Here is a 21527-nt window from a genome sequence, read left to right as displayed (position 1 = left end):
CTCAATCCTTCCCTCCCCAGAAGACGGGAGAGGAAGACGACGTGGGAGCGGAGCGGCATGACCGGCAAGCTGAAGGACAGGGTGGCGATCGTCGTCGGGGCGGGCTCGAGCGGGCCGGGCTGGGGCAACGGCAAGTGCACGGCGATCACTTTCGCGCGTGAAGGCGCCAGGGTGTTTTGCGTCGACCTGAAGCGGGCGGCGGCCGAAGAAACGGTCGGGCTGATCGAGAAGGAGGTCGGTCTCGGCTTCGCGGTCGCCTACGAGGCCAATGCCTCAAACAATGCCGACGTGAAGGCGATGGTCGACGCCTGCATGGCGAAGTGGGGGCGGGTCGACATTCTCGACAACAATGTCGGCATCGGCTCGCAGGGCGGGCCGGTCGAGTTGAGCGAGGACGAGTGGCACCGCGTCTTCGACGTCAACGTTAAGAGCTTCTTCCTCACGGCCAAGCACGTGCTGCCGATCATGGAGAAGCAGGGCAAGGGCGCGATCGTGAACGTGAGTTCGATCGCCTCGATCCGCAGCCCCAAGGGGATTTCGTATCTCGCCTACAATGCCAGCAAGGGCGCGGTGAACTCGCTCACCATGGCGATCGCCTCGCAGTATGCGGAGAAGGGCATCCGCTGCAACGCGATCCTGCCCGGCCTGATGCACACGCCGATGATCGACTTCCTGGCCGAGCAGTATGCCAGGAGCGAGAAGGACCATAACCAGGCCTACGAGAAGATGATCGCCATCCGCGACCATGCCTCGCCGACCGGCAAGATGGGCACGGGCTGGGACACGGCCAACGCCGCCCTGTTCCTCGCCTCAGACCAGTCGGCCTATGTGAACGGCCACCTGCTGGTGGTCGACGGCGGCATCACGGTGCGGGCCTAGAGCGTCTGGGTTCAGAGCGGACTCCCTCTGTTGGGGGGCGCCGCGGCGGTGTCGCTACAGAGCAGAGTCGAAATAAACGAAACAAACGAAATAAATGAAATGACTCGGGCAGTCCCCGGAAGGGTACCCAGATACCGCGAAGATCGGTTGAGGGCGTCCTGGTAGCCCCGGCGGGGGAGCCCGGTCAGCGGCGGGCGCGTCTCAGGATCGTGCGGAAGACGATCGGTCCGGTAATGATGATCAGGAACAGCCGGAACAGATGGTGGGTCGCCACCATCGCGATCTCGATGCCGAGGGCCAGGCCGATCAGGCTCATCTCGGCAAAGCCGCCGGGGGCGTAGCTCAGCACCGTGGCGTCGAGGTTGAGACCGGTCAGCGCGTGGGTGATCTCGGCGAAGCCCACCGCGCAGGCGATCAGGATGAAGGCGGCGCCGATCGAGGCCGCCATCTCCTTGTGCAGCTTGTCGAAGTTGGCGCCGACGAAACGGCAGCCGATGCCGGTGCCGACCACGACCTGGGCGGCGGCGACCAGGAAGCCCGGCGGCTGGGAGTTGGTGAGGCCGCCCAGATGGGCGAGGGCGCTCACGATCATCGGTCCCATCATGAAGCTGGCGGGCAGGCGCAGCAGGCGGCCGGCGATTGCGCCGATCACGCCGCAGCCGATCAGGACGGCATAGTCCTTCCAGTCGTTGCCCGTGGGGCCGTGGACCATGGTCAGGACGCTGGTCTGCGCACCGTTCACCAGCCGGTACCAGATCGGGATGGTGAGGACGACGGTCAGGATCCGAAGCGCATGCGCGAGCGCGATCGAGCGCTCGTCGCCGCCCATCGCACCGCCCATGATGGTCATGTCGTTTAGGCCGCCCGGCATGGCGGCAAAGTAACAGGTGACCTTGTCCCAATCGGTGACGCGTCGCAGCCAGGCGTAGCAGAGGGTGGCGCCGGTCATGGTCATGCCGGTGAGGACACAGAGGCTGACCGCCCATTCGCCCAGCCGCTGCAGCAGTTCGGGGGTGAAGCCCGACCCGAGCAGGACACCCAGGATGATGATCATGCCCTGCCGCAGCCGCACCCGCATGCCCACGCGCAGGCCGAGGAAGGCGGCGACGGTGGAGAAGACGCAGGCGCCCAGCATCCAGGCGAGAGGCATGCGCAACCAGTTGAAGACGAAGCCTCCCACCGTGCCGATGACGAGCGCCAGCGCGAGAGGCTGCCACCCCTCGTGGCCGATGATCCTCTTCTTGCCCGGCTTGGAGGGAATGTCCTTGCCGCTCAAGGAGCGAACTGCTCCTTCAGGATGCGTTCCTCGAGATCGTGCTCGGGGTCGAACAGCAGGGTGAGCTTGGTGTCGCTGGCCTCGGTCACGGCGACATGGGCGACGTTGGGGATTTCCACCGAGTCGGCCGCCGCTGCGACGGGACGCTTCTTCGGATCGAGGATCGTGAATTCGACCTTGGAGGTGCGCGGCAGCAACGCGCCGCGCCAACGCCGCGGCCGGAAGGCGTTGATCGGCGTCAGCGCCAGCAGGCCTGCCCCCAGCGGCAGGATCGGTCCGTGGGCCGAGAGGTTGTAGGCGGTCGAGCCGGCGGGCGTCGCCACCAGCACGCCGTCGCAATGCAATTCGGGAAGGCGCTTCTGGCCGTCGACGGCGACCTCGATGCGCGCGGTCTGGCGGCTCGAGCGCAGCAGCGACACCTCGTTGATGGCGAGCACTTCCGAGGCCTTGCCGCGCGTGTTGGTGGCCACCATGCGCAGCGGCGTCAGAGTCACCTGGCGGGCCTTCTTGAGGCGCTTCAACAGGTTGGTTTCCTTGAAAGTGTTGAGCAGGAAGCCGACCGTGCCGAGGTTCATGCCGTAGATCGGCTTGAGCCGCCGCATGTTGCGGTGGAGTGTCTGCAGCATCAGCCCGTCGCCGCCCAGCGCGACGATGATGTCGGCTTCGGCGGTGGTGGCTGCGCCATAGATCTTCTCGAGGCGGGCCTTGGCCTCGCGGGCCGTGGAGGTGCTGGCACAGACGAAGGCGAGGCGGGGAGCGGGCGGGGACTGGACGGCCATACGGGATACAGCAATGCCTCGGGTGCAGGAATCGCACTATAGCCGCCCGCCGCGCCAGTGCGATAAATTCCCGGTCACAAAAGAAACTGCGAGGAGGAACGCGATGGAACTGGTCCCACTGGCCGATGGCTTTGGCGTCGAAGTGAAAGGCGTATCCCTGCTTGACGTCGCGACCGATGCCCAGGCCTACAAGGCCGTCCGCGAGGCCTTCGAAACACATTCACTCCTTGTGTTTCGGGACCAGCAGATCGCCGACGACATCCAGGTGGCCTACAGCCGCGCCTTCGGGCCGCTCGAGCTCACCAAGGCAGCGTCGCTCGGCGAGAACAGCTTCTACTCGCGCCTGACCAACGTCGGCCAGCAGGGCGAGATCGTGCCGCCCGATCATCGCCAGGTGCTGGTCGCCAAGGCCAATGCGCTCTGGCACACCGACTCTTCCTTCAAGAAGACGCCGGCGCTCGCCTCCGTGCTGACTGCGCGCGTGCTGCCGGGCGCGGGCGGCGAGACCGAGTACACCTCGACGCGGCTCGCCTGGGAGCGGCTGCCGGCGGACATGCAGGAGCGGCTGAAGAACTCGGTGGCGACGCACTCCTACGCCAACAGCCGCGACCAGATCCATCCCGACCTCGCCAACGCCGAGGAGCGCAAGGCGCTGCCGCCGGTGCGCTGGCGGCTGAACTGGCGCAACCCGGCCAACGATCGCCGCGCGCTCTATGTCGCGAGCCACGCTTATGCGATCGACGGCATGGACGACCGCGACGCGCGCCAGCTGCTCTCGCAGCTCCTCGACGAGGACTCGGCCGGAGTTCGTCTACAGCCACAAATGGCGTCAGGGCGATGCGGTGATGTGGGACAACCGCGCCATGCTCCACCGCGGCCGCCCGTGGGATTACACGCGCGAGCGCTCGATGGTGCGCACGACGATCTCGGCCACCGACGCAGACGGGCTCGGCGAAGTCACGCCGCCCGTCGTTCACTAGATAATTTGAGGGACACTGGCGGCCCGGCGCAGGGCCCGCGCCGCCAGTTCGAGCGCGCCGCTATTCCGCGGCGGCGAGGCGCTGCTGGTTCTGCTGGGCCACGACCTTGGCGCGGGCGAGGTCCTCGCCGCGGCGCTTGTTGACGGCCGCACCGCCGCCCGCCGTCTCGGCGAACAGCGACAGCTTGTCCATGTCGTCGTCGACCACGGGCTGCAGCGCGAGGTCGGTGTATTCGAGGCGCTTCGGGTCGTTCTTGACCTTGCGGCCGATGGCGATGCCCTGCAGCGTGAGGCGCGCGTAGATCTTGAGCTTGCGCCAGAAATCCGCAGCCACCTTGTAGTGGAACACGCCGATCGGCTCGATCGGCATGCCGTAGCGGCGGTCGAGGCGATACTTCATGCGCACCGCGCCGCCTTCCAGCGGATGGACGCCTTCGGCCTCGAACATGATCTTGAACATGGTCATGAAGCGCGCCGGCTCGGCCGGATCACGGCCCGGGATCGCGCCATGCCGGCGGGCCACCGTCTCGATATGCTCAGGCGTGTAGTAGGACTTCCAGGCTTCGCGATAGACCTGCTCGAACTCCGCGTCGCTCATCTTCGGATGATGCACGCAGCGATGATGGACGTCGTACTTGTTGAGGTCGGGGTCCATCCACACACCCTGCTTCCACAGGGTCTGGTGATCCTCGGAGCCGGGCAGCGGAGTGAGCATGAACAGCTCGAGGATGTCGAGCGGCAGCTCCTTCTTGATGATCTCCATGTCGCGCAGGATCGAGGCGCGCGTGTCGCCGGGGAAGCCCAGGATGTAACCGGCCCAGGTCGAGGCGCCGCTGGTGTGCCACGCCTGCAGCATCTTGCGGTACTCGGTGATCTTGTTCTGGCGCTTCTTGGCGGCCAGCAGATTGTCCGGGTTGACGTTCTCGAGGCCGATGAAGACGCGATAGACGCCGGCCCAGCGCGCCTTGTTGATGAAGTTCGGGATGCGATGGCACTGGGTGTCGACCTGGATGATCAGGGACAGCTGGATTCCCTCGTTCTCCTTCAGCTCGATGAGCCGGTCGAAGAAGTCTTCCCAGTGCTTGTTGCGGGCCATGTTGTCGTCCGTGATGAAGAACGACGTGATGCCCTGCTTGTAGTTCTCGCGGATGATCGCTTCGAGGTCGTCGGCAGTGCGGAAGCGGCTCTTGCGGCCCTGCACATTGATGATGGTGCAGAAAGAGCACTGGAACGGGCAGCCGCGGCCGAGGTCGAAGCTCGACATGCCGCCCTCGTTGCGCGACAGCGCCGACGGCGGCAGGTGAGGGGTCGGAGCGCCCTCGAGACCCGGCAGATCGTCCATGTAGTTGTAGAGCGGCTTCATCGTGCCGTTCATCGCGTCGCGCATCACCAGGTCGAAACGGCCTTCCTCGGCCTCGCCGGCGAAGATCGAGACGCCCATGTCCATGGCTTCCTGAATCTCGGGCGGGATCACCGGCAGCATCGACAGGCAGCCCGACACATGGAAGCCGCCGATGGCCACGGGGAAGCGGCCCTTCAGGAACTTGCGGGCGAGATCGACCGCGTGGGGATACTGGTTGGTCTGGACGCCGACGAGGCAGATCAGGCCCTTGCCGCCGCTGCGCTCGATCTGGGCCATGAGCCGGTCCGGCCTGACGCGCGTGTTGGTCTCGTCGATCGGGTGGATGACGATGTCCACGTCCGGCCCGAGCACCTGCCGCGCGCGGCAATCCTCGCCAAGCCCGTACAGGGCGGCAAGCGTGTTGGAGGGGATGTGGGACCGAAGCCAGGTGATCGGATAGCCATCGTCATCGTAATGAGTCGGCTTGATCAGAATGAGATGAAACTTCGTACGCTTCACGGCACCGCCCATAGCGGATTTCTCCAAGACATTACCCGCACGCGGTTCCAGCAAATTACCGCTTGACGGCATTCATCATAACAATGCTCTGACCCGGTCCCCAACGCAACGGGGCGCGACTTATATTCTCAGTTTGGGTGCGTAATAGGGCCACTAGAATTAGGGTTTTGTAGGGCGCCGAGCCCAGCCATTAGTGCGGATGCGCCATGCCGAGCCGATTATTGCAGTCGATGCCTTGGAAGCGCAGCTTCGCTCTTACCCGAAGCGCTTCCGACGAAGGCGCAGGGTGAGGGAACGAACAGGAATTGAGCCTCATCGCGCGTGCGCCCGCCCTGGCGCCTTTTCAGATTCGGAGCTTCCGGTTCCAGTGGCCGGCCGACCTTCTCGCCTCCTGGGCGTTCGAGATGGAAACCGTGATCCTAGGCTGGTTCGTGCTGGTTTCGACCGGCTCGGTCCTGGCGCTGGCGGTATTCGGCTCGCTGCAGTTCCTCGGAACGCTGATCTCTCCCCTGTTCGGCATGGCGGGCGACCGCATCGGCAACCGCAACGTCCTGCTTCTCATGCGGACGGCCTATCTCGTCCTGGCGAGCTGCCTCGCGGTCCTGTTCCTGAGCGGCCTGGCGGCGCCCGTGCCGGTCTTCCTGCTCGCCACGATCATGGGGCTGGTGCGCCCCTCCGACATCACGTTGCGCAACCTCCTGGTCGGCGAGACCATGCCGGCCGACTATCTGATGCGGGCCATGGGCGTGTCGCGGACGACGGCGGATTCCGCGCGCATCGTGGGCGCGCTCTCGGGCGCCGCCCTGGTCGCTTCCCTCGGCTCGGGCCTGGCCTACGTCGCGGTCTGCGGCGTTTACGCCGTGTGCCTCGCGCTGACCCTGGGCGTGGGCACGCGGAGGCTGCGCATCCTGGGCGACGGAGAGGTCATGCCGTCGGCGCTCGGGGCGTTGCGGCAGGGCTTCGCCTATGTCTGGTCGACGCCGGTCGTGCGCGCGGTGATGCTGCTGGCCTTCCTGGTGAACTTCGCGGCCTATCCGTTGACCGGCTCCCTGCTCGCCTACGTGGCCAAGGACATCTACCGCCTGGACCAGACCGGGCTCGGCTGGCTGATCGCCAGCTTTGCCGGCGGCGCGCTCACCGGCTCGATCCTGGTGTCCCTGTACGGCGCCCATATACGGCCGGCGCGCACCATGATCGTCTGCACGCTCGTCTGGCTGTCGCTCAACCTGGTCTTTTCCTGGCTCAAGACCCCACTGATGGGCGAGATCGTCCTGTTCGGAGCGGGGCTCTTCCAGAGCTTCTGCATGATCCCGATGTCGGTGATCCTGCTCCGGGTCACCCATCCCGCCTTGCGCGGCTGCGTCATGGGCGTGCGCATGCTCGCGGTCTACGGCATGCCGCTCGGGCTGCTCCTGTCGGGCCCGCTGGTGGAGTGGACGGGTTTCGCCGCCACGGGAACCCTCTACAGCGTGCTGGGCATCTTCTTCACGCTGGCGATCGCGGTGTGGTGGCGCCGGGACCTGTGGGACCGCGCAGCCTCCGTGAACGTTCGGTAGCCGCAACCTGCCGAGACAACGTGCGTTCCAGCCGGAATGCATCATCGCCACGCCAAGACCGTCGCTGTGGCGATGGCAGCCTTTTTTGCCTTCTGCGCTTCTGCGGGGGCCCAGTCTTCCGACGAGGTAAAGCCGCCGCCCCGGCCCTCGGCTACGGAGGATGAGCAGCGGAATATCTACACGTTCCAGGTCGAGAACGACGTCTTCAATCGGTTCGGCAGGTCGGACCGTGATTACACGAGCGGCGTCCGGATCGGCTGGTTGTCGCCCGCGATCACCGAGATGCCGCACGGCATCGTGGCCATGACGACCATCCCGACGTTCCTGGGCGAGCCCGCGGCCGATTCGGTCATCCGCCGCATCGCCATCTCCGCCGGCCAGAATATCTACACGCCGGAAAACACCTATGTGTCGAACCCGATCTACAACGACAGGCCCTACGCGGCCTGGCTCTATGCGAGCTTCGCGCTACAGTACACCTACAAGCGCCACGATCCCCGGACCGGCATCGACGAGCCGACGCGCCTCGACACGCTGCAGGTCGATCTCGGCGTGATCGGGCCGGCCGCGGGCGGCGAGTTCGTGCAGAACAACTTCCATCAGCTGATCGGTGTGTCACCAGCCTATGGCTGGGGCAATCAGCTGCACAACGAGCCCACGGTCGGCCTCACGTTCGAGCGGCGCTGGCGCACCGGCCGCGCCGTGCTGATCGACAATCCCAAGCTGGAGGTGGATTTTATCCCGCGTGCGGCTTTGGCGGTCGGCAATGTCGCGACCTATGGCAGCGTCGGCGGCACGGCGCGCATCGGCAAGAACCTTCGGGATGATTTCGGGCCCACGCGTGCCCGGCCGGCATTGCCCGGATCGGATGCCTTCATCGGCGACGGAAGCTTCGGCTGGTATCTGTTCGCGGGCTTCGACGGGCAGGCGGTTGCCCGCAACATCTTCCTGGACGGCAATACCGACGGCTTCAGCCAGCGCGTGGGACACCGTCCCTTCGTCGGCGAAGTGCAGGCGGGGCTGGCCGTTCTCTGGCGCGGCATGCGGATCTCGTACACCCAGATCCTGCGGACCCCTGAATTTTTCGAGCGCGATCGCATCACGCAGTTCGGCTCGATCAACCTGACCTTCAGATACTGAGCATAATTCCGGCGCGAAATAGAAGGGGCGCCCGAAGGCGCCCCTTGGACTGCCGGATGGGCCGCTATATGCGCCCCATCAACAGAAGGATGACGACGATGATGAGCACCAGTCCGATACCGCCACTAGGGTAGTAACCCCAGCCGCTGCTGTGCGGCCAGGTCGGCAGCGCCCCGATCAGAATGAGGATCAGGACGATCAGAAGAATGGTGCCCAACATTGAATGCTCCTTAGCCTAGGTTTGTCTCGGCGAACGACCAGTTCGCGAGCTTGTCGAGCCAGGCCTGGACGTGGTCCGGCCGGCGGTTCTGGAAGTCGAGGTAGTAGGCGTGCTCCCACACGTCGGCGACGAGGAGCGGGGTGCCGCCATGGGCGATCGGGGTGTCGGCGTTGGCGGTCGTCTCGATCTTGAGCTTGCCGTCCGCGCCCTTCACGAGCCACGCCCAGCCGCTGCCGAACTGGCCGACGGCCGCTGCCTTGAAGGCCGCCTTGAAGGCGTCGAGACCGCCGAAGCTGTCGTCGAGCGCGCTCTTGATCTTGCCGGTCGGCTCGCCGCCCTTGGGCGTCATGCTGTTCCAGTAGAAGGTGTGGTTCCAGATCTGGCCGGCGTTGTTGAAGATCGCCTTGCCCTTCTCGTCCTTGGCCGACTTCTTGATGATGTCCTCGAGCGACAGGCCTTCGTAGGCCGTGCCAGGGACCAGCTCGTTCACCTTGTCGACATAGGCCTTGTGATGCTTGCCGTAGTGGAAGGAGATGGTGTTGGCCGAAATCACCGGCGCAAGCGCGTCATCGGCATAGGGGAGTTTCGGAAGAGTGAAATTGGACATAACGCTATCCTTAGCTGGCTGGCCCGGATCGTCCCGGGCGGGCGGCGTCCGACATGAACGCACCTCACCTTATGACGTTGCGCGTTGCGATGGTGCTACGTTTTTTCCTGTAAATTCCCAAAGCCCCGATTCGCCGTGTGGGTTCCGGCACGTTCCCTCCACACCTCTTCGCAGACGCTGGAATCCGGCAAGTCGTTCTCACTCGCTGAGCTTCGAAGACCAGCGCACGCTTTTTTCAGCGAACGTTTCTCAGTCGCTCACTCTGTGGTTGCGTGCCCGGAATCGGTGGGTATTTGTGAGAACCGACTCATTCAAAGAGGAAGTTCGCCATGAAGGGCAACCCGCAGATCATCGCCGAACTCAACAAGCTCCTGAAGAACGAGCTGACGGCGATCAACCAGTATTTCCTCCATGCCCGCATGATGAAGCACTGGGGCTTCGATCGCCTCGGCAAGAAGATCTACGAGGAGTCGATCGGCGAGATGAAGCACGCCGACAAGCTCATCGAGCGCATCCTAATGCTCGACGGCCTGCCGAACCTCCAGGACCTGGGCAGGCTCGCGATCGGCGAGAACGTGCCGGAGGCGCTCGATGCAGACCTCAAGCTCGAGACCGCCGCACGCACCTCGCTGGTCGAGGCGGTGACGGCCTGCGAGGCGGCGAAGGACTATGTCAGCCGTGAGATCGCGGTCAGCATCCTTGAGGACGCCGAGGAGCACATCGATTTCCTCGAGACCGAGATCGGCCTGATCGAGAAGGTCGGCGTGCAGAACTACCTGCAGAGCCAGATGGGCGAAGGAAAGGGCCCGAGCTGATCGCTCGGGAGCCGGGATCAGTCGGCGGCTAGGAGCGTCGGCTCTACAGACCGTTCATGGGCGATCGCGTGGGCTATGCGATCGCGCATGTCGCAGGCGCAGGTGCCACATTGGGGGCTCTTGCCACAGGCGCGGAAGACGTCGGCCGGACGCCGGGCTCCTGCCCGGACGGCGGCATCGACTTCCCGCTCGCGAATGGCTTTGCAGATACAGATAAACATGCTCTGACGGCCGTTTCTTCCCGCTGTTGCGACTTACTCGCAGCCGCACGATAGGGGCGGAGACGGCCGGCGGTCAAGCCCCCCCCATGGAGAGGCTTTGGAGCGCCTCGCTCGAACATCGTTCCTCTCGATGGCCTACTGTGGCGCCACCGTGAACGGCCCGATGGCCGTGATGGCGCAGTCCGACCCTCCGGCGTCCCGGCAGGCCTGAAGGGCCTTGGAGGTGGCGTCCTGCTCACTGGGCCGGCCGCTCACGATCCCCATCCGCCCATTTACCGCCAGTGCGACGGCGCGCCAGTCGTTGGCAACCAGATATTGTTCCAGAGCCTTGGTCTGGGCGTCATCGAGGGCGACGCCGATGTCCTGTGGCGTGAAGATGTCGGTGGCGCGCATCGTCTGCGGCGTACGGACCAGCACCTCGTTGTTCAAGGCGTAGACCACGCAGGGCCGTCCCGTGAGGTGGCCGCAGATCTGCAGGTTGCGGCGGATCGCATCGGCGTCGGTTTCGCTCAGCGTCCACCAGTCGAAGCGATTGTGGCCAAGTACCAGCACGCGGTGGTGCCGGTTGGTGAGGTAATGCGCGGGCAGCCGTTCGCGCGCCAAGGCACCGAGCAGCGGGGCCGTCGCGGGATCGAAGGCGATCGGCGGCGAAGGCCTGGCGGCGGGCACGTAGGGTGCCGGCGGCATCGGCGGCGGCCGGAACGACCAGACCACGTCGTTCTCGACCGCATAGAGCATGCAGCTGTCGTAGGCGCGAACGACCGATACTTCGCGTTCGACCTTCCTGTTGCAGTCGTCGAGAGCGGCTTGCCGTGCGGCCGCTTCATCGACCCGGTCCATGGCCGTCCCGAAGATACCGCGCACATTCAACGCGAAGGCCTTGGCCCCCGGCGCGTCGGTGTAATTCTGCAGGGCCCGCCAGTGATAGTCGGGAACGAACGGAACCTCCTTGGCTGCGAAGAGGCGAGGAGCGGGAGGAACTGCCGGCGGGGCTGGCGCCTGAGGGGTGGCGGTGATTTGCGGATTGGCCGGCACCACTGGACTTGGCGCGGCGGGTCTTGCCGCCGTTTCCGGGATGGGTGGATTTACGACCGGCGAGGCAGAGGTGGGCTCGGCCGTCTGCAAGGACGGCGACGGCGTTGGATGGCGTAGATAGAACGTCCCGGCGAGCGCGCCCAGGATCAGGACCGCCGCCACGCCCCCCACCAGGAAGAGCCGTATCTGCGGCATCGATCGGGCCACTGCGTGTGCGGGATGGGCAGCAGCGGCCGGTCGTGCGCCGTCGATGGTCAGGCGATAGGCATGGATGGAGCGCGGAATGTTCTTGAGGTGCTGTTCGCCGAGATCCTCAGCGCCCAGCATCAGCTTGCCGACGATCTGTTCGTACACTGATGAAGAGATGCAGACGCCGCCGATCTCTGAGATCGACTCGAGCCGCACCGCCACGTTCACGGCATCGCCCATGAGATCGTCGCCGCTCTCCACGACGTCACCCAGGTTGACGCCGATGCGCAACGTGAGCTGGTCGTCGGCCTGTGCTGTCGCGTTGGCGGAGCGCATGGCCTCCTGGATTTCGAGGGCGGCTCGGACGGCTTCGACCGGGCTCGCGAATTCCGCGAGCAGTCCGTCGCCGGTCATCTTGAAGGCGCGCCCCCGATGCTGGCGCACGAGCGTGCCAGCCGAATCCAGGCGGGCGGCCAGCAGGGCCAGAGCACGTTCCTCGTCACGCGCCGACATGGTGCTGAATGCCACCACGTCGAGGGAGAGGATCGTGGTGAGCCGTCGGACGAGATTTTGATCGGTCATTGCGCGCTGGTTTCCGGGTCCAAAGATACCATAGCCCGCGCCGGAGGACATGCTTGCGTGATCGCCCATGCTCTGCGAAGACCGACTCATGCAATCCGCAGAGCCCCGTTATTGGGAAGACTACGAAGTTGGCCGGAAATACCCGCTCGGCTCGACCAGCTTCACGGCCGAAGAAATAATCGAGTTTGCCGAAAAGTTCGATCCGCAGAGCTTTCACGTCGATGCCGAAGCCGCCAAATCCTCGCTTTTCGGGGGGCTTTGTGCGTCCGGCTGGCACGTCTCCGCCAAGCTGATGAGGCTCTTCGTCGATAACTACGTCGACAAGCGCACGGCACTGGGCTCTCCGGGACTCGACGAGCTGCGCTGGCTGAAGCCCGTGCGGCCGGGCGACACGCTCACCGCCTGGGTCGAGTGTGCGAACAAGGTCCCGTCCAAGAGCCGCCCGACCCTGGGCGTCATCCACGAGCATTGGACCGCGGTGAATCAGAATGGCGAACTGGTCATGACCTCCAAGGGGGTTAACATGGTGCGCAGGAGGCCCGTATGAAGCGTGCAGTGAAGGGTCTCGACCATGTGGTGGTCATGGTCGACGGCATCGACGCAGCCGAGGCGGCGTACAGGAAGCTCGGTTTCCAGGTCCAGCCGCGGGGCTTCCACAAGAAGCTCGGTACGGCGAACCACCTGATGATCTTCGACACCGATTATTTCGAGATCCTGGGCATCGTCGAGGATACCGAGTTCAACGCCGAGCGGCGCGAATGGCTGAAGGGCGGGGGCGGTCTCGCCAACGTGGCCCTGGCCACCGACGGCGCCGACGTGGCCTACGAAGCCTTCAAGGCGGCCGGCCTCAATCCCGATGCGCCGCTCTTCTTCGACCGGGCGGTGGAGGTGGACGGCAAGACGGAACTCGCCAAGTTCCGCACGGTGCGCATCCCGAAGGACAATATGCCGGTCGTCGGCTTCTTCGTCTGCGAACACCAGACGCCTGAGTTCGTCTACCGGCCGGAATGGGCCGCCCATCCGAACGGCGCGCGCGGCATCCTGGGCGTCACCGTGATCGCCGAGCAACCGGCCAAGTGGATTCCCGAACTCGAAAAGTATTTCGGGCCGGGCTCCGTCAAGCGCGAGGGCGAAGGGCTGGTGGTCGACACCGGCACCCAGCCGATCCGCTACATGACACCCAAGGACTATGCCGTCCGCTATCCCGGTATCACGCCGGTACGCTCGGGCGATCATCCGGCGCTGCTCACGGTGCGCGTCGAGAGCCTCGCGGCCTGTGAGGACCTGCTGAAGAAGAACGGTGTCAGGTTCACGAAGCCCGATTCGGGCCGACTGGTCGTCCCGCCGTCAGAGGCCGCGCATCTCACCCTGGAATTCTCGGAGTTCTAGTCTTCATGGCGTTCGATCTTGCCGACCGCGGCATCTACGGCTTCTCGACCACTGAAAACCTGCGCTTCGCGGACGTCGACGCCAACGGGCACATCAACAACGGCGCCTTTCTCGAGCTGCTGGAGAATGTGCGAGTCGCGTACCTTCGTCAGATCGTGCGGACGGGGCTGCCGCGCTTCCGTCTGGTCGTCGGCCGCATCGAAGCCGACTTCAAGCGACAGATGTTCTATCCCGGCACGGCCGTGGCCTGCTGCCGCCTGATCGAGGCGCACGACCGCAAGTGCGTTGTCGGCCAGGGCCTGTTCGACGGCGAGGGTAACTGCACCGCCGTTCAGAAGGTGATCATGGTGTCGCTGAACGAGGAGACCCATCGCGCCACCCCGTTCGATCCGGTGGTGCGCGCGATGCTCGACCGTCTCACAGCCTCGAAGGACGGGCTGGATCCATGACCGCTTCCGTACCGGAAGGCTTCCGCAAGCTCGATGTCACCGACGACTTCGTCGGGCTCGTGGGGCCGCTCTGGTTCAAGGCGGAAGAGGACGGGCTCAGAATCGGCCTGCCGCTGGAGAAGCGGCACGGCAATCCGATGGGCTGGGCCCATGGCGGCCTGCTGGTCACCGTCGCCGACATGGTGATGGGCGTGGGTTCGGGCTTCTCGACCGGCCTGTTCTGGCCGCATCCCACCATCTCGCTCACCAGCGAGTTCGTGCGCGGCGCCAAACTGGGGCAGTGGCTCGAAGGCAAGGCACGCATCGCCCGGCGCACGATCAACTTCTGCTTCGCCAGCTGCGACCTCGTCTGCGGCGGCGAGATCGTCCTGGTGGCTTCGGGCGTCTTCAAGGTGCCCGATGCCGACAGGATTCCCGAAGCGGCACGTGCCGTCGCGCTGGCGCCGCCGTGGAAGAGGTAAGAAGTTCCTTGTCATCCTGAGCGCAGCTAAGGAGCTTCGCGCCAGCCACGGAGTGTGTTGGTCGTTCTGCTGGGTCCCTCGCCGCGCTCAGGACGACAGATACGGCTACTTCTTCAGCTTCTTCCGCCGATAGATCCGGTAGCGGTCGAAGTCCATCAGGTGTTCGTAGTTCTCGAAGGCGTCGGCGAACACCCGATTCTGCAGGAAGTATTCGAGGTAGTCGAACTCCTTGCCCTGGCAGCGCGGCACGCCGGCGATGCGGTCGACGATCAGCAGGTCGGGATGCTCGCGGGCGAAATCTTCGCTCACCGAGTCGAACACGAATTTCTCGGAATCGCCCATCGTGTCGGGCGGATTGTAGAGCGCAGGGAAGTCGTCACAGGTCGCGTAGACGCCCTGCAGCACCCACATGGTCAGGAACCGCGTGGTCATGCGGCCGCCGATGTAGTTCACCATGGGCCAGAACGGGTAGATGCCCGGCGACAGGACGAGGAGGGTACGGTTTGGCGCGTTCTGCTCGATGATGTGCTGCAGCCGGCCGCCGATCGAATCCTCGAACTGGCGCTGCTTGTAGAAGGGCGGCGTGTAGAGGGCGGCCTGGAAGTAGAGCAGCACCATGAAGGTGGCGCAGATCACCGCCACCGGCAGGCGGTGGGCGCTGCGGCTGATCGGCAGGTAACGGTCGACGGTCTGCGAGACGGTGAGGGCCGCGAGGAGGATGGCGGCCGAAAGCGCCGGCAGCACGTGGTAGGGCCAGCCCTTGGCCTGGCCGATGGCGGAGAGGGCGGCGCCCACGCCGAACACGACGAGCACGCGGGCGGCGATGGTCTTGGTGAACACGACGGCGAGCAGGCCGAAGATCGCCAGCGCCAGCAATGTCGGGCCCAGCACGTTGCTGGTCAGAACCTCGCGCCAGCCCGACTCGCCGATCGGCGCATAGGCCTCGACCGCCAGCGGCAGCACGAAATGCCCGAACTCCGGGAACACCAGGTACATCAGGGCGAGGTGCGCGACCGCAAGCAGGCCGATCGCCCAGGGAATCGGGTCGGTGAAGGTCGGACGCACGCCGCGCCGGACCAGCAAGTAGAGTTCGACCGCCGCCGGGATCGCCAGGTAGTGCGGCTTCATGGCCAGCGCCACACCGGCCACGAGGCCCACCAGGATCGAGGCGAAGCGCGAGGGGTTCACGCCCTCGGCGCGCGCCATCGAGGCGATCAGGTAGGGCGCGCAGGCCACGAACATGATGTGCTCGCGCTGGCCGAAATGCTCGTTGGGCAGCACCGAGAACAGGAACAGCAGAACCGGCGGCAGCAGCGCCTCGGTGAGCGCGTGGTCAGCTGAAGGCACGAGGCGGATGAGCCGCCGGCAGGCCCAGAACGACGCGAAGATGCCGGCCACCACCCAGGCCGTGAACCAGAAGGCCACGGTGCCGGGCAGGAGCTTGGCCGTCAGCACCGGCAGTCCGTGCACGACGAAGGTCAGCGGCAGGTTCTCGTCCAGGACCTCGACATAGAGCTTCTCGCCGCCGATCCACCGGGTCGACACGTCGAGGATGGCGGCGACGTCATGGTTGATGGGCGGGAAGAAATAGCCGGCGAGCCAGAGGACCGGCAACGCGAACAGCGACACCAGCAGGAGCTGCTCGACACGCGGCGGGATGGTCGGAGGTTTGGTCTGAACGGTTGGCAAGGCGGGGCGAAGATATCATAAGCGGACAGGAAGAGGAGACTTCCTGGGAGAGGCCGCTTCGTGGAACGGGCCGAATACGAGCATATGCATGCGGTCGAGGACCGTATGTGGTGGTATCGCGGCCTGCGCCGGCTGGTCGCAGACCAGCTTGCCCGGGCGCTCTCGCGGTCGGCGGCTTGTGGACCGGTCCTGGATGCCGGATGCGGCACCGGCGGCATGTTGCGCGTCCTGGGCTTGGACGTTGCCGGCCGGCCGACCATCGGCCTCGAATACGATCCCCTTGCGGCCGGCATGGCGAGGACCAAGGCGGGGCGACCGGTCATTTCGGGCTCGGTCAACGAAATGCCGCTGGGGGACGGAACGATCGGGGCCTACGTTTCGCTCGACGTGCTGTGTCACGCCAACGTCGAACCCGCGCATGCCCTGAAAGAGGCGCATCGCTGCCTCGGGCCGGGCGCGATCGCCGTGTTCAATCTTCCCGCTTATTCCTGGATGCTGTCGGCTCATGACAGGCGCGTGCACAATGCCCGCCGCTTCACGCGCGGCGAGGCCCGCGCCCTGATCGCTGAGCCGGGCTTCCGTATCCTTCGGGCGAGCTATTGGAACACGCTGCTGTTTCCCCTGATGCTCCTCCACCGGCTGGTCGAGCGCGACGACGCGGAGAGCGATGTGCGCGACTATCCGCGCTGGCTCGACGCAATATTCTCCACTGCGCTCGCCATCGAGCGCGCCGCCATCGGCGCCGGGCTCAGCCTGCCGTTCGGCGGTTCCCTCATGATCGTAGCGGTGCGTGATGCTTGAGAATTCTGAAGAGACGCCGGCCCTTTCCATCATCGTGCCGGTCTATAACGGCGCCGCGACCGTCGGCGAGCTGGTGAAGGCGCTGCGCGCGCTCGATATCGAGGGCGGTCTGGAGATCGTCCTGGTCGTCGACGGCAGCCCGGACAACAGCCTCGACGTCTGCAAGCAGCTCGCCGTCGAGCCCGGGGCGCCGGTGACCGTCCTGAGCCTCAGCCGCAATTTCGGGGAGCACAATGCGGTCATGGCGGGTTTCGCTCGGGCGCGCGGCGCCTACGCAATCACCATGGACGACGACCTGCAGAACCCGCCCGAGGAAGTCCGTCGCCTGTTCGAGCATGCGCGCGACGGCAGCTACGACGCGGTCTACACCTACTACGAAGAAAAGAAGCATGCGGCCTGGCGCAATCTGGGCAGCCGCTTCACCAACTGGTGCGCCGACAAGCTGATCGACAAGCCGCCCGGCCTCTATCTCTCGAGCTTCCGCTGCGTGTCGCGCTTCCTGCGCGAGCGGGTCACGTCGAGCTACGAGGGGCCGGCACCCTATGTCGACGGCCTGATCTTCCAGATCACCCAGAACGTGAGCCGCCTGCAGGTCAACCATCTGCCGCGGGCCGAAGGGCGCTCGAACTACACGCTGCGCCGCCTGCTGCGACTGTGGCTGGCGATGTTCCTGAACTTCTCGGTGATGCCGCTCCGGCTTGCGACGATCCTCGGCCTGGTCTTCGGCGCCCTGGGCGCCGTGGCCGCCGGCATCACGATCATCGAGGCGATCCTCTCCGACAGGGCACCGCAGGGTTGGGCGTCGCTGATGGTCGCGGTGCTGGTGCTGGCGGGTGTGCAGCTGCTCGTGATCGGCATGATCGGCGAATATCTCGGCAGCATGTTCCTGGCCGTGAACCGCAAGCCGCAATACCTCGTGCGGGAAGTCTTCAGCCGCGGCGCCGAAGGGCTCGACATCGAGCAGCCGAAGGTCGATACGCGGGCGGCCGGCCAGCCGCATCGCGAGCCTTCGCACGAGCCGCGCCGTAGGGAGAGCTGAAGCATGACGATCTACTACGTGGCGCTCGCGATCGGCGTTCTGGCCGGGATCGGCGGCCAGATCCTGCTCAAGACCGGCGCGGACGCGCCCGATTTCGTGAGCCAGTTGCTGCGCCCCTCGACCATCGCGGGCCTGGCGCTCTACGGCTCAGCCGCGTTCCTCTACATCATCGCTCTGCGGAAGATTCCGGTTTCGGTGGCTTTTCCCAGCGTGTCGCTCTCCTATGCGATCGTTGCAGTGGCCGGCCACTTCCTTTTCGGTGAGCCGTTCGGCATCAAGCAGATTGGCGGCATTGCTCTCATCGTGGGTGGTGTCGTCCTCATCAACCAGAGCTGAGGGGCCTTCCCGTGAACTACGAGCAGATCAAGTACGAGACCAAGGACGGTATCCTCACCATCACCCTCAACCGTCCCGACAAGCTCAACGCCTTCACCGGCAAGATGCTCTCCGAACTGCTCGACGCCATGGACCGTGCCGACCGCGACGACGATGTGCGCGCGGTCGTGTTCACCGGTGCGGGCCGCGGCTTCTGCGCCGGGGCCGACCTGTCGGGCGGCGCCAACACCTTCAATGCCGAGAATCGCGGGCCGGTCGATCCCGGCCTCGACGGCCATCGCGACGGCGGCGGCCTCTTCACGCTGCGCCTCTATGAATCGCTGAAGCCCACCATCGCCGCCTGCAACGGACCGGCGGTCGGTGTCGGCATCACGATGCAGCTGGCGATGGACATCCGCCTCGCCTCGGAGGCGGCACGCTATGGCTTCGTCTTCACGCGCCGTGCCATCGTCATGGAAGCCTGTTCGAGCTGGTTCCTGCCGCGTCTCGTCGGGCCGCAGCAGGCGCTGGAATGGGTGATGACCGGCCGTGTCTTCTCCGCCGAGGAGGCGCTGAACGGCCGGCTGGTGCGCTCGATCCACAAGTCCGACGATCTCCTGCCGGCCGCCTATGCGCTGGCCCGCGAGATCGCCGACAATACCGCGCCGGTCTCGGTCGCTCTGAACCGCCAGATGATCTGGAAGATGCTGGGCGCCGACCATCCGATGGAAGCGCACAAGGTCGATTCCAAGGGCATCTATTCGCGCGGCAAATCCGAGGACGTAAAGGAGGGTGTGACCGCCTTCCTCGAGAAGCGTCCGGCCCGCTTCCCCATGAAGGTGAGCGACGGCATGCCGTCATACTTCCCGTGGTGGCAGGAGCGGAAGTTCAACTAGGCGGGAGCCCGCGGTGGACGACCGGCTGGAACGCAACAAGCGGACGGTTACGGAATTCTACGACCTGATGTTCAATCAGGGTTGTCCGCGCGAGGCGGTCGAGCGCTATGTCGGCGCCGAATACATCCAGCACAATCCCGGGGTCGCCAGCGGGAAGCAGGGCTTCATCGACTATTTCGAAGAAGCCGCCCGCGAGTATCCCGGAAAGCGCGTCGAGTTCAGGCGGGTGATCGCCGAAGGCGATCTCGTCGTGCTGCACTGCCGACAGGACTGGCCCGGCGATCACGTCTGGGCCGGCATCGACATCTTCCGCCTGGATGGCGAGGGCAAGATCGTCGAGCACTGGGACGTCTTGCAGATCGTGCCGGAAAAGGCCGCCAATCCAAACGGGATGTTCTGACGTCCTCCGCTGGTCGGTTGCCGCGACGGTTGGCTTGCGGCAAGCTGCCGGAAAACAAGCCTTTCGCGGAGGAAATCATGACCAAGCTGCAGATGCGGCGCCGTACCCTGTTGGCGGCCGCCCCGATGCTACTGGCGGCGCCCCATGTCGCGCGGGCGCAGGCCAAGCCCGAAAAGAGCAAGGTCATCCTGGCCGTGGGCGGCAAGTCCGCACTCTATTACCTTTCGCTCACCATCGCCGAGCGCAAGGGCTTCTTCAAGGAAGCCGGCATCGACGTCGAGATCAACGACTTCCAGGGCGGCGCCAAGTCGCTGCAGGCCCTGATGGGCGGCAGCGCTGACGTGGTCGCCGGCGCCTACGAGCACACGATCCGCATGCAGCAGCGCGGCCAGGACGTGACGGGCTTCGCCCTGATCGGCCGCGGCATGCAGATCTGCATCGCGCTGCGCAACGACGTGGCCGCCAGGGTAAAGGGCCCGGCCGACATCAAGGGCATGAAGTTCGGCGTCACGGCGCCCGGCTCCTCGACCCACATGCTGCTGAACTTCTGGGCGGCCAAGGGCGGGTTGAAGGCCAGCGACGTCGTGGCGATCGGCGTCGGCGCCGGCGCTTCGGTCATCGCCGCGGTCGAGAAGGGCGAGGTCGATGGCGTGTCGCAGACCGATCCCGCCCTCACCATCCTGACCGACAAGAACCTCGTGAAGGTCGTCGTCGACACGCGCACGACGAAGGGCAACCAGGAAGTGTTCGGCGGTGCCTTTCCGGCGGCCAGCCTCTATTCGCAATCCGACTTCATCAAGAAGAACCCCGGCACAACCCAGGCGCTGGCCACCGGCATCGTGCGCGCCAACCAGTGGCTGCAGACGGCCTCGCCGGCCGATGTCGCCAGTGCCGTGCCCGAGGGGTACCTGCTGGGCGACCGGGCGGTCTACGAGAAGTCGTTCGCGGGCGTCCGTGAGACGATCTCGCCGGACGGCACCATGCCCGCCGGCGCGACGGAGAATTGTCTCAAGTTCCTGGTCGAGAGCGATCCGGCCATCAAGGCCGGCTCGGTGAAGCTCGCCGACACCTGGAACGATGAGTTCGCTCAGCGCGCCGCAAAGCGCAGCTAGTTCGACGTGACAATGACGAAGGAAGTGCCGGCGCTCACGCTGGCCGACATCACCTGTCGCTTCGCCGCCCGCGACGATGCGAGCCAGGCCTACACGGCGGTGGCAAACGCCACGCTGAACGTCGCGCGCGGCGAGTTCGTGTCGGTGGTCGGACCGACCGGCTGCGGCAAGTCCACCCTGCTCAACGTGGCGGCGGGACTGCTTGAGCCGTCATCGGGCACCGTCGAGGTGTTCGGCGAGAGGCTGCTGGCGGGCAATGGCGTGAACCGGCGTGCGGGCTACATGTTCCAGGCCGATGCGCTGATGCCGTGGCGCACCGGCATCGACAATGTGATCGCCGGCCTCGAATTTCGCGGCGTCCCGCGGGCCGAGGCGGTCGGGCAGGGCGAGGCTTGGCTGCGCCGCGTCGGCCTGGCGGGGTTCGGCGACCGCTATCCGCACCAGATGTCGGGCGGCATGCGCAAGCGTCTGGCGCTGGCCCAGACACTGATCCTCAGCCCCGACATCCTGCTGATGGACGAGCCCTTCTCGGCGCTCGACGTGCAGACGCGCCAGCTCATGGAGAACGAACTGCTGGCGCTGTGGGCCGAGGACCGCAAGTCTGTGCTGTTCATCACCCACGATCTCGAGGAGGCCATCGCGCTCTCCGACAGGGTCGTGGTCCTGTCGGCCGGACCGGCGACGCGGCCGATCGGCGATTTCAGGGTCGATCTCCCCAGGCCGCGCGACGTTTCGGAGATTCGCATGACGCCGGCCTTCCTCGACCTGCATCGCGAGATCTGGGCGGCGATGAAGGAAGAGGTGCTGAAGGCCTATGCGCAGCAGAAGGCGATCTGA

24 protein-coding genes are annotated in these 21527 nt (G+C 65.5%); 16 read left to right on the top strand and 8 right to left on the bottom strand.

The annotated features are described in order from the left end of the window. Nucleotides 1–57: 57 nt before the first annotated feature. A complete protein-coding gene (locus ACQY78_RS07140; protein WP_428684096.1) occupies nucleotides 58–879 on the top strand; it encodes an SDR family NAD(P)-dependent oxidoreductase in 822 nt (273 codons plus the stop codon). 184 nt (nucleotides 880–1063) lie between these two features. On the opposite strand, the gene ACQY78_RS07135 is transcribed toward ACQY78_RS07140, so the two are convergent. Beyond that, nucleotides 1064–2155 (bottom strand): AbrB family transcriptional regulator, encoded by a 1092-nt coding sequence (locus tag ACQY78_RS07135; protein WP_428684094.1) that lies wholly within the window; start codon nucleotides 2153–2155, stop codon nucleotides 1064–1066. After that, nucleotides 2152–2934 (bottom strand): NAD kinase, encoded by a 783-nt coding sequence (locus ACQY78_RS07130; RefSeq protein WP_428684092.1) that lies wholly within the window; start codon nucleotides 2932–2934, stop codon nucleotides 2152–2154. Before ACQY78_RS07130 ends, ACQY78_RS07135 begins: the two co-directional genes overlap by 4 nt. Nucleotides 2935–3037: 103 nt before the next feature. On the opposite strand from ACQY78_RS07130, the gene ACQY78_RS07125 reads away from it, so the two are divergent. Next, nucleotides 3038–4057 carry a TauD/TfdA dioxygenase family protein gene (locus tag ACQY78_RS07125; protein WP_428684090.1) on the top strand — a complete coding sequence of 340 codons (1020 nt, stop codon included), beginning with the start codon at nucleotides 3038–3040 and terminating at the stop codon, nucleotides 4055–4057. Here ACQY78_RS07125 and ACQY78_RS07120 read toward each other — a convergent pair. Continuing rightward, nucleotides 3975–5786 carry a B12-binding domain-containing radical SAM protein gene (locus tag ACQY78_RS07120; RefSeq protein WP_428684088.1) on the bottom strand — a complete coding sequence of 604 codons (1812 nt, stop codon included), beginning with the start codon at nucleotides 5784–5786 and terminating at the stop codon, nucleotides 3975–3977. The two genes, ACQY78_RS07125 and ACQY78_RS07120, sit on opposite strands and share 83 nt — an antisense overlap. A gap of 293 nt (nucleotides 5787–6079) precedes the next feature. Here ACQY78_RS07120 and ACQY78_RS07115 point away from each other — a divergent pair, with 293 nt between their 5' ends. Together ACQY78_RS07115 and ACQY78_RS07110 are read left to right on the top strand one after the other, a co-directional pair. Beyond that, the gene (locus tag ACQY78_RS07115) at nucleotides 6080–7330 is read left to right on the top strand and encodes an MFS transporter (RefSeq protein ID WP_428684086.1); all 1251 of its coding nucleotides are present in this window, start codon (nucleotides 6080–6082) and stop codon (nucleotides 7328–7330) included. Between the two features lie 72 nt (nucleotides 7331–7402). Next, the gene (locus tag ACQY78_RS07110; protein WP_428684084.1) at nucleotides 7403–8470 is read left to right on the top strand and encodes a lipid A deacylase LpxR family protein; all 1068 of its coding nucleotides are present in this window, start codon (nucleotides 7403–7405) and stop codon (nucleotides 8468–8470) included. 64 nt (nucleotides 8471–8534) lie between these two features. On the opposite strand, the gene ACQY78_RS07105 is transcribed toward ACQY78_RS07110, so the two are convergent. Continuing rightward, nucleotides 8535–8690, bottom strand: coding sequence for a DUF3309 family protein (locus ACQY78_RS07105; RefSeq protein WP_425066754.1), 156 nt, complete (start codon nucleotides 8688–8690; stop codon nucleotides 8535–8537). Between the two features lie 10 nt (nucleotides 8691–8700). Continuing rightward, nucleotides 8701–9297 (bottom strand): superoxide dismutase, encoded by a 597-nt coding sequence (locus ACQY78_RS07100; protein WP_428684081.1) that lies wholly within the window; start codon nucleotides 9295–9297, stop codon nucleotides 8701–8703. Between the two features lie 329 nt (nucleotides 9298–9626). Between ACQY78_RS07100 and bfr the strand changes: the two genes are divergently transcribed. Beyond that, nucleotides 9627–10112: a bacterioferritin gene (bfr, locus tag ACQY78_RS07095; RefSeq protein ID WP_428684079.1), complete on the top strand. Its 486-nt coding sequence runs from the start codon at nucleotides 9627–9629 to the stop codon at nucleotides 10110–10112. 17 nt (nucleotides 10113–10129) lie between these two features. Here bfr and ACQY78_RS07090 read toward each other — a convergent pair whose 3' ends face one another. Continuing rightward, the gene (locus tag ACQY78_RS07090; RefSeq protein WP_422012331.1) at nucleotides 10130–10333 is read right to left on the bottom strand and encodes a (2Fe-2S)-binding protein; all 204 of its coding nucleotides are present in this window, start codon (nucleotides 10331–10333) and stop codon (nucleotides 10130–10132) included. 135 nt (nucleotides 10334–10468) lie between these two features. After that, complete coding sequence (locus ACQY78_RS07085) at nucleotides 10469–12139, bottom strand: adenylate/guanylate cyclase domain-containing protein (protein WP_428684077.1); 1671 nt, start codon at nucleotides 12137–12139, stop codon at nucleotides 10469–10471. Nucleotides 12140–12227: 88 nt separating this feature from the next. On the opposite strand from ACQY78_RS07085, the gene ACQY78_RS07080 reads away from it, so the two are divergent. Genes ACQY78_RS07080 through ACQY78_RS07065 form a run of 4 tightly spaced genes read left to right on the top strand, consistent with a single transcriptional unit; the run spans nucleotide 12228 to nucleotide 14438 of the window. Further along, a complete protein-coding gene (locus tag ACQY78_RS07080) occupies nucleotides 12228–12686 on the top strand; it encodes a MaoC family dehydratase (RefSeq protein WP_428684075.1) in 459 nt (152 codons plus the stop codon). After that, complete coding sequence (locus ACQY78_RS07075; protein ID WP_428684074.1) at nucleotides 12683–13528, top strand: VOC family protein; 846 nt, start codon at nucleotides 12683–12685, stop codon at nucleotides 13526–13528. Before ACQY78_RS07080 ends, ACQY78_RS07075 begins: the two co-directional genes overlap by 4 nt. 5 nt (nucleotides 13529–13533) lie before the next feature. Then, entirely contained in the window at nucleotides 13534–13977 is a 444-nt protein-coding gene (locus tag ACQY78_RS07070) for an acyl-CoA thioesterase (RefSeq protein WP_428684072.1), read from the top strand. After that, the gene (locus tag ACQY78_RS07065) at nucleotides 13974–14438 is read left to right on the top strand and encodes a PaaI family thioesterase (protein WP_428684070.1); all 465 of its coding nucleotides are present in this window, start codon (nucleotides 13974–13976) and stop codon (nucleotides 14436–14438) included. Before ACQY78_RS07070 ends, ACQY78_RS07065 begins: the two co-directional genes overlap by 4 nt. Nucleotides 14439–14543: 105 nt before the next feature. Here ACQY78_RS07065 and ACQY78_RS07060 read toward each other — a convergent pair whose 3' ends face one another. Continuing rightward, complete coding sequence (locus ACQY78_RS07060) at nucleotides 14544–16127, bottom strand: hypothetical protein (protein ID WP_428684068.1); 1584 nt, start codon at nucleotides 16125–16127, stop codon at nucleotides 14544–14546. Between the two features lie 60 nt (nucleotides 16128–16187). On the opposite strand from ACQY78_RS07060, the gene ACQY78_RS07055 reads away from it, so the two are divergent. From ACQY78_RS07055 to ACQY78_RS07025, 7 genes are all read left to right on the top strand, one after another. After that, complete coding sequence (locus tag ACQY78_RS07055; protein ID WP_428684066.1) at nucleotides 16188–16928, top strand: class I SAM-dependent methyltransferase; 741 nt, start codon at nucleotides 16188–16190, stop codon at nucleotides 16926–16928. Continuing rightward, nucleotides 16921–17967 carry a glycosyltransferase family 2 protein gene (locus ACQY78_RS07050; protein WP_428684064.1) on the top strand — a complete coding sequence of 349 codons (1047 nt, stop codon included), beginning with the start codon at nucleotides 16921–16923 and terminating at the stop codon, nucleotides 17965–17967. The genes ACQY78_RS07055 and ACQY78_RS07050 overlap by 8 nt, the downstream gene beginning before the upstream one ends. A gap of 3 nt (nucleotides 17968–17970) precedes the next feature. Then, on the top strand, nucleotides 17971–18303 hold the full coding sequence (locus tag ACQY78_RS07045; RefSeq protein WP_425066745.1) for a DMT family transporter: 333 nt from the start codon (nucleotides 17971–17973) through the stop codon (nucleotides 18301–18303). 11 nt (nucleotides 18304–18314) lie between these two features. After that, entirely contained in the window at nucleotides 18315–19178 is an 864-nt protein-coding gene (locus ACQY78_RS07040; protein ID WP_428684062.1) for a crotonase/enoyl-CoA hydratase family protein, read from the top strand. Nucleotides 19179–19191: 13 nt separating this feature from the next. Further along, a complete protein-coding gene (locus ACQY78_RS07035) occupies nucleotides 19192–19578 on the top strand; it encodes a nuclear transport factor 2 family protein (RefSeq protein WP_428684060.1) in 387 nt (128 codons plus the stop codon). A 77-nt stretch (nucleotides 19579–19655) separates the two neighbouring features. Beyond that, a complete protein-coding gene (locus ACQY78_RS07030) occupies nucleotides 19656–20690 on the top strand; it encodes an ABC transporter substrate-binding protein (RefSeq protein ID WP_428684058.1) in 1035 nt (344 codons plus the stop codon). A 12-nt stretch (nucleotides 20691–20702) separates the two neighbouring features. Beyond that, a complete protein-coding gene (locus tag ACQY78_RS07025; protein ID WP_428686332.1) occupies nucleotides 20703–21527 on the top strand; it encodes an ABC transporter ATP-binding protein in 825 nt (274 codons plus the stop codon).

The sequence above is a fragment of the Reyranella sp. genome, from assembly GCF_965279625.1.
Taxonomy (GTDB): Bacteria; Pseudomonadota; Alphaproteobacteria; order Reyranellales; family Reyranellaceae; genus Reyranella.
The sequence above is the reverse complement of the archived record's forward strand: the minus strand, read 5'-3'. Positions and strand labels throughout refer to the sequence as shown.

Bases quoted from the DNA above. Each gene is read 5' to 3' on its own strand.
- ACQY78_RS07120 (WP_428684088.1), bottom strand. From the start codon at position 5,786: ATGGGCGGTGCCGTGAAGCGTACGAAGTTTCATCTCATTCTGATCAAG.
- ACQY78_RS07140 (WP_428684096.1), top strand. From the start codon at position 58: ATGACCGGCAAGCTGAAGGACAGGGTGGCGATCGTCGTCGGGGCGGGC.
- ACQY78_RS07075 (WP_428684074.1), top strand. From the start codon at position 12,683: ATGAAGCGTGCAGTGAAGGGTCTCGACCATGTGGTGGTCATGGTCGAC.
- ACQY78_RS07100 (WP_428684081.1), bottom strand. From the start codon at position 9,297: ATGTCCAATTTCACTCTTCCGAAACTCCCCTATGCCGATGACGCGCTT.
- ACQY78_RS07030 (WP_428684058.1), top strand. From the start codon at position 19,656: ATGACCAAGCTGCAGATGCGGCGCCGTACCCTGTTGGCGGCCGCCCCG.
- bfr (WP_428684079.1), top strand. From the start codon at position 9,627: ATGAAGGGCAACCCGCAGATCATCGCCGAACTCAACAAGCTCCTGAAG.
- ACQY78_RS07080 (WP_428684075.1), top strand. From the start codon at position 12,228: ATGCAATCCGCAGAGCCCCGTTATTGGGAAGACTACGAAGTTGGCCGG.
- ACQY78_RS07070 (WP_428684072.1), top strand. From the start codon at position 13,534: ATGGCGTTCGATCTTGCCGACCGCGGCATCTACGGCTTCTCGACCACT.
- ACQY78_RS07125 (WP_428684090.1), top strand. From the start codon at position 3,038: ATGGAACTGGTCCCACTGGCCGATGGCTTTGGCGTCGAAGTGAAAGGC.
- ACQY78_RS07050 (WP_428684064.1), top strand. From the start codon at position 16,921: ATGCTTGAGAATTCTGAAGAGACGCCGGCCCTTTCCATCATCGTGCCG.
- ACQY78_RS07090 (WP_422012331.1), bottom strand. From the start codon at position 10,333: ATGTTTATCTGTATCTGCAAAGCCATTCGCGAGCGGGAAGTCGATGCC.
- ACQY78_RS07085 (WP_428684077.1), bottom strand. From the start codon at position 12,139: ATGACCGATCAAAATCTCGTCCGACGGCTCACCACGATCCTCTCCCTC.
- ACQY78_RS07065 (WP_428684070.1), top strand. From the start codon at position 13,974: ATGACCGCTTCCGTACCGGAAGGCTTCCGCAAGCTCGATGTCACCGAC.
- ACQY78_RS07105 (WP_425066754.1), bottom strand. From the start codon at position 8,690: ATGTTGGGCACCATTCTTCTGATCGTCCTGATCCTCATTCTGATCGGG.
- ACQY78_RS07110 (WP_428684084.1), top strand. From the start codon at position 7,403: ATGGCAGCCTTTTTTGCCTTCTGCGCTTCTGCGGGGGCCCAGTCTTCC.
- ACQY78_RS07130 (WP_428684092.1), bottom strand. From the start codon at position 2,934: ATGGCCGTCCAGTCCCCGCCCGCTCCCCGCCTCGCCTTCGTCTGTGCC.
- ACQY78_RS07025 (WP_428686332.1), top strand. From the start codon at position 20,703: ATGACGAAGGAAGTGCCGGCGCTCACGCTGGCCGACATCACCTGTCGC.
- ACQY78_RS07045 (WP_425066745.1), top strand. From the start codon at position 17,971: ATGACGATCTACTACGTGGCGCTCGCGATCGGCGTTCTGGCCGGGATC.